At 62.6% G+C, this 12,402-nt stretch carries 13 protein-coding genes; 11 read left to right on the top strand and 2 right to left on the bottom strand.

Annotated features, from left to right (window positions below; genetic code table 11):
• Positions 1-22 precede the first annotated feature (22 nt).
• Positions 23-1,432, bottom strand: a complete 1,410-nt coding sequence (locus VJX68_RS12195) for an ABC1 kinase family protein (protein ID WP_324095972.1) — start codon at positions 1,430-1,432, stop codon at positions 23-25.
• 267 nt (positions 1,433-1,699) lie between these two features.
• On the opposite strand from VJX68_RS12195, the gene VJX68_RS12190 reads away from it, so the two are divergent.
• The 8 genes from VJX68_RS12190 to VJX68_RS12155 all read left to right on the top strand — a co-directional run bounded on the left by VJX68_RS12190 (position 1,700) and on the right by VJX68_RS12155 (position 9,692).
• Positions 1,700-2,953, top strand: a complete 1,254-nt coding sequence (locus VJX68_RS12190) for an MFS transporter (RefSeq protein ID WP_324095971.1) — start codon at positions 1,700-1,702, stop codon at positions 2,951-2,953.
• Between the two features lie 11 nt (positions 2,954-2,964).
• The gene (locus VJX68_RS12185) at positions 2,965-3,555 is read left to right on the top strand and encodes a fumarylacetoacetate hydrolase family protein (protein ID WP_324095970.1); all 591 of its coding nucleotides are present in this window, start codon (positions 2,965-2,967) and stop codon (positions 3,553-3,555) included.
• Positions 3,556-3,610: 55 nt separating this feature from the next.
• The gene (gene alaC, locus VJX68_RS12180) at positions 3,611-4,819 is read left to right on the top strand and encodes an alanine transaminase (RefSeq protein ID WP_324095969.1); all 1,209 of its coding nucleotides are present in this window, start codon (positions 3,611-3,613) and stop codon (positions 4,817-4,819) included.
• 28 nt (positions 4,820-4,847) lie between these two features.
• Positions 4,848-6,155 carry a homoserine dehydrogenase gene (locus tag VJX68_RS12175; protein ID WP_324095968.1) on the top strand — a complete coding sequence of 436 codons (1,308 nt, stop codon included), beginning with the start codon at positions 4,848-4,850 and terminating at the stop codon, positions 6,153-6,155.
• A gap of 3 nt (positions 6,156-6,158) precedes the next feature.
• Positions 6,159-7,262 carry a threonine synthase gene (gene thrC / locus VJX68_RS12170; protein ID WP_324095967.1) on the top strand — a complete coding sequence of 368 codons (1,104 nt, stop codon included), beginning with the start codon at positions 6,159-6,161 and terminating at the stop codon, positions 7,260-7,262.
• Positions 7,263-7,270: 8 nt separating this feature from the next.
• Positions 7,271-8,500 carry a cofactor-independent phosphoglycerate mutase gene (locus VJX68_RS12165; RefSeq protein ID WP_324095966.1) on the top strand — a complete coding sequence of 410 codons (1,230 nt, stop codon included), beginning with the start codon at positions 7,271-7,273 and terminating at the stop codon, positions 8,498-8,500.
• A 15-nt stretch (positions 8,501-8,515) separates the two neighbouring features.
• A complete protein-coding gene (gene glpX / locus VJX68_RS12160; RefSeq protein ID WP_324095965.1) occupies positions 8,516-9,469 on the top strand; it encodes a class II fructose-bisphosphatase in 954 nt (317 codons plus the stop codon).
• 64 nt (positions 9,470-9,533) lie between these two features.
• On the top strand, positions 9,534-9,692 hold the full coding sequence (locus tag VJX68_RS12155; protein WP_324095964.1) for a hypothetical protein: 159 nt from the start codon (positions 9,534-9,536) through the stop codon (positions 9,690-9,692).
• 3 nt (positions 9,693-9,695) lie between these two features.
• On the opposite strand, the gene VJX68_RS12150 is transcribed toward VJX68_RS12155, so the two are convergent.
• The gene (locus VJX68_RS12150; protein WP_324095963.1) at positions 9,696-9,980 is read right to left on the bottom strand and encodes a hypothetical protein; all 285 of its coding nucleotides are present in this window, start codon (positions 9,978-9,980) and stop codon (positions 9,696-9,698) included.
• Between the two features lie 250 nt (positions 9,981-10,230).
• Between VJX68_RS12150 and VJX68_RS12145 the strand changes: the two genes are divergently transcribed.
• The 3 genes from VJX68_RS12145 to VJX68_RS12135 all read left to right on the top strand — a co-directional run.
• Positions 10,231-11,010 carry an enoyl-CoA hydratase-related protein gene (locus tag VJX68_RS12145; protein ID WP_324095962.1) on the top strand — a complete coding sequence of 260 codons (780 nt, stop codon included), beginning with the start codon at positions 10,231-10,233 and terminating at the stop codon, positions 11,008-11,010.
• Positions 11,011-11,314: 304 nt separating this feature from the next.
• Complete coding sequence (locus VJX68_RS12140; RefSeq protein WP_324095961.1) at positions 11,315-11,755, top strand: Zn-ribbon domain-containing OB-fold protein; 441 nt, start codon at positions 11,315-11,317, stop codon at positions 11,753-11,755.
• Between the two features lie 77 nt (positions 11,756-11,832).
• The coding region (locus tag VJX68_RS12135) for a thiolase family protein (RefSeq protein WP_324095960.1) at positions 11,833-12,402 on the top strand (570 nt) is incomplete at its 3' end.

Here is a 12,402-nt window from a genome sequence, read left to right as displayed (position 1 = left end):
GCGGCGCGCGAAGAAACCGGAACTACTTGCCGGCAGGAGTGTTTGCTGGAGCGTCGGACGAGACGGCGGGCGCTGGGGACTGCTGCGCCATCATCAGGCGTTGCGCGTAGGGCATGATCGTGGTGAACAGATCGACTTGCGAGTCGAGCGACTTGCCCAGCCCGCTCAGCAGACCCATCATGCGGCCAACCAGCAGTACGTCGGCGGGAACCTCGACGATGGGATTGGCGCGAATCGCACGCGGCAGTTCCTCGTTGAACTGCTCAATGAGGTCCTTGTCCGCATAAGCCTTCTTCGACTTGATGGTGTTGCCGAGAAACAAATCGGCAAACGCCAGCAGCGTGTCGGGATTGCCGTTGCGCGTCCGAAAGCCCAATTCCCGGAACGCGGCGATGATTCCGTCGCGATTCGACGTGAGGATCGAAAACGTCAGTCGCACGATGCCGTCGCGAAATGTGGGCGGGAAATCCTTTGCCAGGCCGAAATCGAGCAGCACTATTTTGGGGCCGGGCTGAACGAGGATGTTGCCGGGATGCGGATCGGCGTGGAAAAAGCCGTCGCGCAGGACCTGGTCGCAGAAAATCTCGATCAGCTTCTGCGCGACGAGATGCTTGTCGATGCCCGCCCGCTCAAGCCCGTCGATATCGGTCACCTTGACGCCGTCGGCCAGTTCCATCGTGAGCACGCGCCGCGTCGTGAATTCGCGATAGACCTCGGGCACGAGCACGAAAGAATCCGCGGCGAAGTTAGCGCGCATCGTGGCGGAGTTGTCGGCCTCGTGAATGAAGTCCAGCTCCATCGGAATGTACTTTAGGGCCTCGCGCATCAGGACGCGATAGTCGAAGTCGCGCTCGATCATCGCCAGCCATCGCAGCACCGTCGTCATGTTGCGGAGATCGGCGCGCACGATGCCGTCGATTCCGGGATACTGCACCTTGACGGCGCATCGGCGGCCGTCGTGCAGGCGTGCCTGATGCACCTGCGCGAGCGACGCCGACGCCAACGGCACGGGATCGAACTCGGCGTAAACAGCCTCGAGCGGGCGGCGGAGTTCGCGCTCGATCTGCTCGCGAATCATCGCAAACGGGCGCGGCGGGACGCGATCGTGCAGGCCGGAGACCGTGGATACCCATTCGTCGGGCAGCACGTCGGCGCGAGTCGCGATGAACTGGCATGCCTTGATGAGCAAGCCTTCGAGCCGAAGCGCTGTGCGGTTGAGCGCTTGCGCGGCGCGCAGATCCTGGCGGCGGTAGAGCTCGGCCTTGTTGCGATCGTCGATGAAGCGCGTCCAGAGCTGGGTGCCTTTGTAGCCCGCGTACGCGTAAGCCGCTAGCCATACCACGTTGGAAAAGCGCCACGCGCGGGTGGCGAGACCGGGTTCGGGCACGTCGGCAAGGAAGTCGAGGGTGTAGTCGAGGTTGGGGTTGATCATACGAAGATGGTTAGATCCTATGTTATGCAGGCGATTCTGAGAACCAGGTGCCTGTTTTGGACCCGATTCACGGCCCTTGACTGATCGTCAGCTACTTGAATATCCTCTTTGCCATGAAGCCGAGTGGTGATGTGCGTCGAGTCCCCAATTCAATAAAGGTCCTCCTGAATTGAGACGGACATTGATACTTGGCTCTAAAAAGCCCCGGGCGCTTGCGAGCCCCGGGGCTTTTGCTTTTGGCCCTGCAGACTGGGTGGGGAAATTTCGGTGGAAAGCGTACGACCGCATGCTCCGACGATTCGCGATATCACCCGCCGCTACTACACGGTATGGGGATTGTACTCGTTCGCCGGCGGATTCCTGTTCGGCGTCTATCCCATTTTCCTGCGTTCGCGCGGGCTCAACCAGTTCCAGATAAACAGCGTCCTCGCGACGTACTTCGTCGTACTGTTCCTGACCGATGTGCCGACCGGCGCGTTCGCCGACCTGCTCGGGCGGCGCCGCTCGTACGTACTGGGCGCCACTCTGCGGGTCGCCGCGTTCCTGCTGTATTTCGTCGCGCATCATTACTATGTGTTCCTGATCGCCGAGAGCATCGACGGTATCGGCACGACCTTCGGCAACGGCGCGATTGACGCGTGGGGTGTCGACGCGCTCGACGACGCCGGCTACGACGGGCTGAAGGACCGGCTCTTCTCGCGAATCTCGCAACTGACGACGATTGGCTTCATAAGCTCGGCGATGATCGGCGCGTACGTGGCCGACATGAACATCGCGTGGCCGTGGCTGCTCGGCGCAGGCGGCTACGTAATCGCCGGCGTGGTCGGGGCATTGCTGATGCACGACGAGCGTCCGAGCGCGACGAATGTGCGAATCGCGTCGATCCCGCGGCGAGTCGCGGAAAACGTCGGCGATGGCATCCGCGCCGGAATGGGCGCGAATACTGTGCTCATGCTGAGCGTTGCGAGCGCAATCACGGTTGCGGCGTGGGTACCGTATTGGGTTTCATGGCCGATAATGTTCAATCAGAGCCTGGCGGTTGGTGTGTGGATCATCGGCTGGATCTATTGCGGCCTATCCTCAGCGCGGCTTATCGGGGCGGAGGTCAGCGCGCGGTTTATGGTCAATGAAACGCAGCGCGCGGCGCGAGTGAGCATGCTGGTCATCGCTGCGAGCGCGATGCTCTTCCTTGCGGGACTGTTCGGCGGGCGGCCGGCGGTCTCACTCGCGATATTGTTCGTAATGAATCTGTTCACGGGCGCGATGATGCCGCTCGTCCAGAGCTGGTTTAACGAGCAGCTCGAATCTGGCAATCGCGCGACGCTGCTGTCCTTCCGCACGACGTTCGAGACGGGGGGTGGCTCGCTCGGTCTCCTGTTCGCCGGACACATCGCGGACACGGCCGGCATCCCGTTCGAATGGCAGATCGCGGGGCTGATTTCGCTGTGCGCGGCGCCGGTGTATTGGGCAATGCGCCGTCGCGAGGTCGCAGAAGTCGCGCTTGCAGGCACCGCGAAGTAGAGACACATCGCTTGAAAATTGTCCGATATCGCCACGATGGCGGCGAACAATTCGGGGCGCTCGAAGGCGACAAGATCGAGCCGATGGAAGGTGAGCTCGACGCGCTTGTAAGAACGGCGGGGGCCAAATCGATTCCGCTCGATGCGGTTCGGCTGCTCGCGCCATTAACACCGAGCAAGATTGTCGCCGCGGGATTGAACTACGGCGAATTCGTACGAGAGCAGAAAGTCGAGCCGCCGAAGGAACCGCTGATATTCCTCAAACCGTCGACTGCGGTGATCGGACCCAATGACGCGATAGTCTATCCGCCCCAAACGCACGAGTTGTACTTCGAAGGCGAGCTCGCGATCGGCCCAGAACCCTCACCTACCGGCCGCGTTGCGGCCAGCCGCCTCTCCCGTAAAAATAACGGGCGAGGTAAGAGTCGGACGCTTCCGCCCCCCAAACCCGTTCCTAACAGGGACGCAGTCCCGCATCTTTTCTTATCACTGGGTGCAGGGGTCACCCCTGCCGAAGGAAGCGTGAAACCCACCGGGGGTTTCACATTCAATACGTGCCTTTTGGCCGCTTCCCTACTAGCGGCGTTGGCGGGGGTCCGTTAGAACTTATAGCTCGCGCATTTTGGCGGACGCTTACAGTCGCCGGGCGCAAGGCAAAATGGATTTTCCACGAATCAAGCGGCTGCCACCTTACGTATTCAACGCCATCGGAGAGTTGTGCCTGAAGGCGCGGCGAGCCGGTGAGGACATAATCGATTTCGGGATGGGAAATCCCGACGAGCCGACCCCCCCGCATATCGTGGCGAAGCTGATCGAGGCAGCCTCCAAGAACGCGAACCATCGCTACTCGGTCTCGCGCGGCGTGTACAAGCTGCGGCTGGCGATTTGCGACTGGTACAAGCGGCGCTACGGCGTCGAGCTCGATCCCGATTCGGAAGCGATCGTCACGATTGGATCGAAAGAGGGCATCGCGCACCTGGCGCTGGCGATTCTCGACCAGGGCGACGTGGTGCTGGCGCCGACGCCGACATATCCGATTCATCAGTACGGATGCATCATTGCGGGCGCGCAGGTACAGGGTGTGCCGATTCGGCGCGGCGAGGAATTTTTCGACGAGCTGATGGCGACGGTGAATCGATGCTGGCCGCGGCCGAAGTTCTTAATCATGAACTTTCCGCATAACCCGACCACGGCGACGGTCGATTTGCATTTCATGCAGCGGGTGGTCGAGTTCGCGCGCGAAAACGACATCATGGTGGCGCAGGATTTCGCATACGCGGACCTGTGCTTCGACGGCTACAAGGCGCCGTCGATGATGCAGGTGGCGGGCGCGAAGGATATCGGCGTCGAGTTCTTCACGCTGTCGAAGAGCTACAACATGCCGGGTTGGCGCGTCGGATTCGCGGTCGGCAATCGCGAGATGATCGCGGCGCTGGCGCGGCTCAAGTCGTACTTCGACTACGGGATGTTCGCGCCGGTGCAGGTCGCGGCTATCGCGGCGCTCAACGGGCCGCAGGAATGCGTCGCCGAGATTAATGCGACGTACAAGAATCGGCGCGACGTGCTGGTCGAGGGGCTCAACCGGGCAGGATGGCCGGTGGAGAAGCCCAAGGCGACGATGTTCGTGTGGGCGCCGATTCCGGAGCCGTTCCGGGCGATGGGCTCGCTGGAGTTTGCCAAGTTCCTGCTCGCCGAGGCCAAGGTCGCTGTCTCGCCGGGAGTCGGCTTCGGCCAGGACGGGGACGGCTTCGTGCGCTTCGCGCTGATCGAGAACGAGCATCGAACGCGCCAGGCCCTTCGCGGAATTCGTCACGCGCTGCGCGCAGGTAATGCCGCAATTCCGATCCGTGCGGCCAGCGCCTCCTGAGCGCAATCGCAAAAGCATCGGGGAACAATTGAAACCGGTACGGATAGCCCTGCTCGGATGCGGAACCGTGGGCGGCGGAGTGGTGAAACTGCTGCTGCGCAATCCCGACAAGTACGAGCGCATCCTGGGAGCGCCGCTCGAACTTGCCGTCGTCGCGGACCGAAGCCTCAAGCCCGACGACGTGCCCGGACTGCCGGCGAAGCTGATCACGCGTGACGCGGCGGCGGCGGTGACGCGGCCCGATATCGATATTGTGGTCGAGTTGTTCGGAGGTCACGAACCAGCCCGCGCACTCATCATGAAGGCGCTGGCTGCCGGCAAGGACGTCGTGACCGGCAACAAGGCATTGCTCGCGGAGCACGGGGGTGAGATTTTTCGCGAGGCCGGCAAGCGCGGCCTGGCCGTCGGTTTCGAGGCGAGCGTCGGCGGCGGTGTGCCGATTATCCGCACGCTGCGCGAGGCGCTGGCGGGAGATCGGCAGCGCGCCGTTTATGGAATCGTGAACGGCACCTGCAACTCCATCCTCACTACGATGACGGAGAACGGCGTCGAGTTCAGCACAGCGCTGGCCGACGCGCAGGCCAAGGGCCTGGCCGAGGCGAATCCAGCGGTTGATGTCGAAGGGCACGACTCGGCGCACAAGCTGTGCCTGCTGGTGACGCTCGCGTTTGGGGTGCTGGTGAAACCGGCGCAGATTTACACGGAAGGGATTACGCGAATCACGCAGGCGGATATCGTGTATGCGCGCGAGCTGGGCTACACGATCAAATTACTCGCGATCGGCAAGGATGACGACGGCGCGATCGAGGCGCGGGTGCATCCCACGATGATCCCGCAACGTCATCTGCTGGCGGGGGTCGGCGGCGCGTTCAACGCGATCTATATCCATGGCGACGCGCTTGGCGCGACAATGTATTCAGGGCTCGGCGCGGGCGAGATGCCATCGGCGACCGCGGTGATGGCCGATATACTGGAAATCGCGCGGCATCGATTGGCCGAAGGATCGGCGCGCACGCACGCATTTGGATTCCCGATTCAGCTGATGAAGAGCGCCAGTGTCAAGCCGATGGACGACGTGGTATGCGAGTATTACCTGCGCTTCGCGGCGCAGGATAAGCCGGGCGTGCTCGGCGCAATCGCGTCGGTGCTCGGCAAGCACGGGCTGTCGATCGCGTCGGTGATCCAGAAGGACCGCAGGACGGCGCGGACGGTGCCGGTTATCATGCGGACGCATGACGCACCCGAGCGCAGCCTGAAACGCGCACTGGCGGAGATTCGAAAGAAGAAAATCGCGCAGTCGGCACCCGCGTTTATCCGAATCGAGGAGAAGCTTTAAGCGATGGCGTCGGACTCGAAGAGCGGATCAAAACAACAGCGGCTGTCTTACTGGCCCGGGCTTATCGAGCACTACCGGCGCTTCCTGCCGGTGACGGACTCAACGCCGGTCGTCACGCTCAACGAAGGCAACACGCCGCTGATTGAGGTGCCCTCGATCGCGGAGCGGCTCGGACTAAACATCAAAGTTTACTTTAAGTTCGAAGGCGCCAACCCGACCGGCTCGTTTAAGGATCGCGGCATGACGCTGGCCATATCGAAGGCGCTGGGCGAGGGCGCTCGCGCCGTAATCTGCGCCTCGACCGGCAACACCGCGGCGTCCGCGGCCGCATACGCGGGTCGCGCGGGGCTGAAGGCATTCGTGCTGATTCCCAAAGGCGCGGTCGCGCTGGGGAAGCTGTCGCAAAGCGTGATGCATGGCGCGCGCGTGCTCGAAGTGATCGGCAACTTCGACATCTGCCTGAAGGTGGTGCGCGATCTCGCCGAGCGCGACCCGTTGGGGATTCGGCTGGTCAACAGCGTGAACCCCGATCGAATCGCGGGGCAGAAGACGGCGGCGTTTGAGATTTGCGATCAACTCGGCGATGCGCCGACGCATCATTTTCTGCCGGTCGGCAACGCCGGGAATATCACGGCCTACTGGGCCGGCTACCAGGAATACAAGTCGGTAGGGCTTAGCGAGCGCCTCCCGAAGATGATGGGCTATCAGGCGGCCGAGTCGGCACCGATCGTAGTCGGGCATCCGATCGACGATCCGCATACTGTCGCGACTGCGATCAAGATCGGCAATCCCGCGAGCTGGAAAGGCGCAACCAGCGCACGCGACAAATCGGGCGGGATTATCGACGTTGTCACCGATTCGGAGATTCTCGCGGCGTATCGGCTGATCGCGGCGGGTGGCATTTTCGCGGAGCCGGCATCTGCAGCGTCCGTCGCGGGGCTGCTGAAATATGCGGGCGCCGGGATGCTCAAGCCGGGCGCGATCGTCGTGTGTACGCTCACGGGCCACGGCCTGAAGGATCCGGACACCGCGCTGAAAAACTTGAGCAACACGATCGTGGTAAAGCCGGACATCGCGAAAGTGCTGAAAATCCTGGAGCGCGAATAGCCAGCTAGATGAAGTACGTCATCATACACGGCGACGGGATGGCCGATTGGGCGTGTGAGGAACTCGGCGGGATGACGCCGCTGGCGGCCGCGCACAAGCCCAACATGGACTTGCTCGCGACGCGCGGGACGCTCGGGATGGTCGCGACGATTCCGAAGGGCATGCCGTCGGGCAGCGACGTCGGCACGATGACGATGCTTGGCTACGACCCGGCGCGGTATCACACCGGGCGCGCGCCGATCGAAGCGGCGAGCATGGGAATCGAGATGGGGCCGCGCGACGTGGTGTTCCGCATGAACCTCGTGTCGCTGACGCCGGACGATGGCGGCGCGATGATCATGAACGATTTCACATCGGGCCATATCACGAGCGAGGAGGCCGCGCAGCTCGTCGCGGACCTGCGCAAGGAACTGGCCGGTGACGGTATCGAATTTTTCAACGGCGTCAGCTACCGGCATCTGATGATGTGGCGCGGCGGTATCGCGACGACGCATCTCACGCCCCCGCACGACATCACGGGCAAGCCCGTCGAGGAGCATCTGCCCAAGGGCGCGGGCGCCGATTTGCTGCGTGACCTGATGCGACGCTCGGCGGCGATTTTGCGCGAGCATCCGGTGAACAAGGCGCGCCGCGCCGCAGGCAAGGCCGAGGCAACGTCGGTGTGGTTCTGGGGGCAGGGGACGCGACCGTCGGTGCCGACATTGAAGGAGCGCTTCGGAGTCGAGGGCTCGGTGATATCAGCGGTCGATCTGGTCAACGGGCTGGGACGGCTCGCCGGACTGAACCTGATTAAGGTTCCCGGCGCGACCGGATTTCTCGATACCGATTACGCCGCTAAGGCGCGTTACGGTCTCGAGTCGCTCAAGTCGCGCGACTTTCTACTGCTGCATATCGAGGCGCCAGACGAGGCCGCCCACATGGGCCGCGCCGATCTGAAGAAGGAAGCGATCGAGCGTATCGACGAGTTGATCATCGGGCCGATGCTCGCGGGGCTTGGAGCGCTGGGCGATTTCGCGATCCTGCTGATGCCCGATCACGCGACGCCGAGCCAGCTCAAGACTCATTCGCCGGAGCCGGTGCCGTTCGCGCTGATGACGTCGGCGCAATTCAGGTCGGGCGGCGGCCCGCCGCGTCGCTACACCGAAGGCGACGGCACCGCGACGGGGTTGCTCGTCGGCGACGGCTATCTCCTGATAGAGTCGTTGTTCGGACGCGCCTTGAAGACCGTATCGAACTGACTCGGAGGCCCCTGGATGGAGCGGAATCTTGCCCTCGAAGTGGTACGCGCGACGGAAGCCGCGGCGCTGGCGGCGGCGCGTTTCATCGGCAAGGGCGACGAGCGGATGGCGGATCGAGCGGCGTGCGATGCGATGCGCAAGACGCTGAACTCGGTCGCGATGGACGGCAAAATCGTGATCGGCGAGGGCAAAGAGGGCGACGCCGAGTTTCTGTACGAGGGCGAAATCGTCGGCACCGGCGCGGGCACCGAAATCGACGTCGCGCTCGACGCGATCGAAGGTCCAATCATCTGCGCGACCGGCGGGCCCAACGCGCTGTCGTGCGTCGCGCTGGCCGAACGCGGGCGAATCCTGCGCTGCCCCGACACCTACATGGACAAGGTCGCATGCGGGCCGGCGGGGCGCGGCGTGATCGATATCGATCGGTCGCCGACCGACAATCTCAAGGCGCTGGCCGAGGCGAAAAAAGTTTACGTCGAGGATCTACGGATCGCGATCCTCGATCGCCCGCGTCATGAGAAGCTCATCAATGAAGTCCGACGCGCGGGCGCCGGGATCAAGATGATCTCGGCCGGTGACTTGTCAGCGGCGATTGCGACTACACGCCCGGAAAGCGAAATAGACATGCTGATTGGAATCGGCGGAGCGCATCAAGGCGTGCTGGCCGGCGCCGCGATTCGTTCCGCCGGTGGCGAGATGCAGTGCCGGTTCGTGCCGCGCAACGGCGAGGAAGCCGAGGCGTGCCTCGCGATGGGCATCATGGATCTCAAGCATCGTTATACGCTGGAGGAGCTGGCTGGAGACAACGTGATGTTTGCGGCGACGGGCGTGACCACCGGCGACTATCTGCGCGGCGTGCGATTTTTCTCCGGCGGTGCGACCACCAACAGCGTCGTGATGCGCTCGAAGACTCGCACCATTCGCTTCATCGAAGCGATTCATCATTTCGATTTCAAACCCGAGTACTAAAAATCAGCTTGCGGGAAGGTGGTGGGACATGTGGCTGCGCGTGACTATGAAGGACAGGCCGTTGATGATTAACGGCGATCAGGTGTTGAAAATCGTGGAGATTCCGGGCGGCAAGGAGGGGCACCGCGGATGTCACGTGTATCTCTCGCTCACCGAGTTCCTGGAAGTCGACCAATCGCTGCACGAGATGATGATTTCGCTCGGCTTCGAAGAGCGGCAGTAATCGCTACATCATCTCCAAGGCTTGGCAGGTGCGCGAGTCCGGCTTGAACTGGCCGCTGAGACACGCGAGCTTGGCCGCGTCGATCAGCGCAGGCTCGTCCCATTTAACGGGCCACGGACCGACGTTGACCGCGGCGCACGCCTGATTGTTGCCCGTCGAGCACCACGCGCTCAATTCGCTGTGCAGCACCGCGAGCTGCTGGCACGCGTCCTGTTTGCCGGCGTTGCAGGCGGGCGTTTGCGTCTCGAGCGGCGCAGTCGATTCGATCAGAACCTTCGTGTCGCTCACCTGTTGCACGATTGTACGACACGCGGCCTGGTTGCCTTCACTACATTTCTGAGTTGCCTCAGCCTGAATCTTGTTGACAAATTCCGTCGCCGGATCAGTGCAACCGGCAAGGACTAAAGTGATCGCGAGCGCGAACAAGCCGGCATGCGTTCTGGATCTCGCGGGCACGTGCGCATTGTTTCGCGCACGGTGAGTCTCGCGCAAGCGGGCAGGGGTTGACACCGCAAGCGCGGGGGGCGGAATTAGAAGCGTGGACTTTAAAAATATAATTTTCGAAAAAGCCGCGATTGCGACGCTCACCGTCAACCGGCCGACAGCGCTCAACGCGTTAAATCGCGAGGTGCTCGAGGAGATGGCGCGCGTGATTCGCGAGGTGCGTCACGACGCGTCGGTGCGCGTGCTGATCGTCACGGGCGCCGGCGACAAGGCGTTCGTCGCGGGGGCGGATATCGCGGCGATGGCAAAAATGTCGGCGGTCGACGGGCTCGATTTTTCGCGCCTGGGCCATCGCGTGATGGAAAGTTTCGAGGACCTGCCGATCCCCGTCATCGCGGCGGTCAACGGCTTCGCGCTCGGCGGTGGGCTCGAGCTGGCGCTCGCATGCGACCTGATCGTCGCCAGCGACAAGGCGCGATTCGGGCAGCCCGAGATAAATCTCGGACTCATCCCCGGCTTCGGCGGAACGCAGCGCTTGCCGCATCGAATCGGGCACAACAAAGCGCGCGAGCTGATCATGACCGGCGACATGTTCGATGCGAAGACGGCGCTCGAACTGGGCCTCGTCAACCAGGTCATCGCGCCGGACGCGCTGATCGAGACCGCGCGCAAGCTGGCCGAGAAAATCGCGGGCAAATCCGCCGTCGCGCTCCGCCAGGCGAAGGCCGCGCTGAGAGCCGCGTTCACGATGGAAGAGGACGCCGGCCTGCGCTTCGAGCAGGAGGCGTTCGGCGTGACCTTCGGCAGCGCCGATCGCGTCGAGGGTACGAGCGCCTTCGTCGAGAAGCGCCCGCCCAAGTGGCAGCACAAGTAGCAGGGGTGACCCCTGCACCCAGTATCAAGAAAAGACGCGGGCCGAGTTTAGCCTGGGTACTCGTAGGGTCCCTGTTAGAACGGGATGGGGAGGGAGGCCCGGGCTGAAACCCACGGTGGGGTTTCACATCTAATGGAGTGACTTCCCCTTCCAGCGGCGCGATTTGCGGTGCGGGCGCGAGGGTTGACGACTTCCAGCCCCTGTGGGAAACTCCGGCCAAAGAAGAAGACGGCGCCGCCGCGTGGGCGGCGTTAGTCATTCTGATAGCATTCATCAATCGAATTGAATCGTTCGGAGGATCTGTATGGCTGAGCAGGCTCAAGCTACTGACACGGGACCGCGCCCGATCGTTCCATGGCTGAAATTGACGCCCAAGCCCCATCTCGAAGGTATCAAGTGCGCGTGCGGCGCAATTTATCTCGATCCGAAACGCGTCGCGTGCTCGAAGTGCGGCGAGACTGACAAGTTCAAACCGCTGGTGTTGTCCGACAAGGGCAAGGTGTACGTGTTTTCGGTCGTGCACCAGTCGTTCCCGGGAATCAAGACGCCGTACGTGACGGCGATTGTCGATCTGCCCGAGGGTATCAGCGTCCGCGCGAATCTGACCGGCGTCGATCCTGAGCAGGCGCAGAAAGAACCCAACAAGATGTTCAACCTGCCGGTCGAGTTGGTGACCGGCGTGGCGGCCAAGGATCGCGAAGGGCACGACGTAGTGGCTTTTTCGTTCCAGCCGAGTAAAAATTAGGACGCCCAGCAGGCGCGCACGGCGAACAACTTTACGACGGACCTGAGCTTTGGGCCGGGCCGCCAGGAGGAATCAAGATGCGAAATGTTTATGTTCTCGGAACCGGGATGATCAAATTTGGACGCTATCCCGACAAGACTGTTCCGGAACTCGGCGGCCAGGCGGCGATCCTCGCGCTCAAGGACGCCGGAATCGGAATCAAGGACGTCGAGATGTTTGCCTGCGGAAATCTCTACCAGTCCAACGCGATGGTCGGGCAGCGAATCCTGCAGCAGATCGGCCAGACCGGAATCCCCGTCATCAACGTCGCCAACGCATGCGCCACCGGCTCGACCGCCTTTCGCGAGGCGTACATGTCGGTCGCGGCCGGTATGTACGACGTCTCGATGGCGGTTGGCGTCGAGCAAATGGGCAAGCAGGGCCTGCTCGGCGGAGCCGGCGGCGGCGATCCCGCTTACTCGACCGAGGGCAAGGTCGGCTCGGGCCTGATGCCTGCCGTGTTCGGCCAGGCGGGAATCGAGCACATGCGCAAGTACGGCACCAAGCCGGAGCACTTCGCCAAAATCTCGGTGAAGTCGCACAAGCATGCGACCAAGAATCCGTTCTCGCAGTATCGCAACGAAGTCTCGCTCGAAGACGTGATGAAT

The organism is Binatus sp. (SeqCode), from assembly GCF_035272065.1.
In the GTDB taxonomy this organism is placed as follows: domain Bacteria; phylum Desulfobacterota; class Binatia; order Binatales; family Binataceae; genus Binatus.
The sequence above is the reverse complement of the archived record's forward strand: the minus strand, read 5'-3'. Positions and strand labels throughout refer to the sequence as shown.

Excerpts from the sequence above, each read along its gene's own strand:
- VJX68_RS12195 (WP_324095972.1), bottom strand. The coding sequence starts at position 1,432 with ATGATCAACCCCAACCTCGACTACACCCTCGACTTCCTTGCCGACGTG.
- alaC (WP_324095969.1), top strand. The coding sequence starts at position 3,611 with ATGGATTTTCCACGAATCAAGCGGCTGCCACCTTACGTATTCAACGCC.
- thrC (WP_324095967.1), top strand. The coding sequence starts at position 6,159 with ATGGCGTCGGACTCGAAGAGCGGATCAAAACAACAGCGGCTGTCTTAC.
- VJX68_RS12165 (WP_324095966.1), top strand. The coding sequence starts at position 7,271 with ATGAAGTACGTCATCATACACGGCGACGGGATGGCCGATTGGGCGTGT.
- glpX (WP_324095965.1), top strand. The coding sequence starts at position 8,516 with ATGGAGCGGAATCTTGCCCTCGAAGTGGTACGCGCGACGGAAGCCGCG.
- VJX68_RS12155 (WP_324095964.1), top strand. The coding sequence starts at position 9,534 with ATGATTAACGGCGATCAGGTGTTGAAAATCGTGGAGATTCCGGGCGGC.
- VJX68_RS12140 (WP_324095961.1), top strand. The coding sequence starts at position 11,315 with ATGGCTGAGCAGGCTCAAGCTACTGACACGGGACCGCGCCCGATCGTT.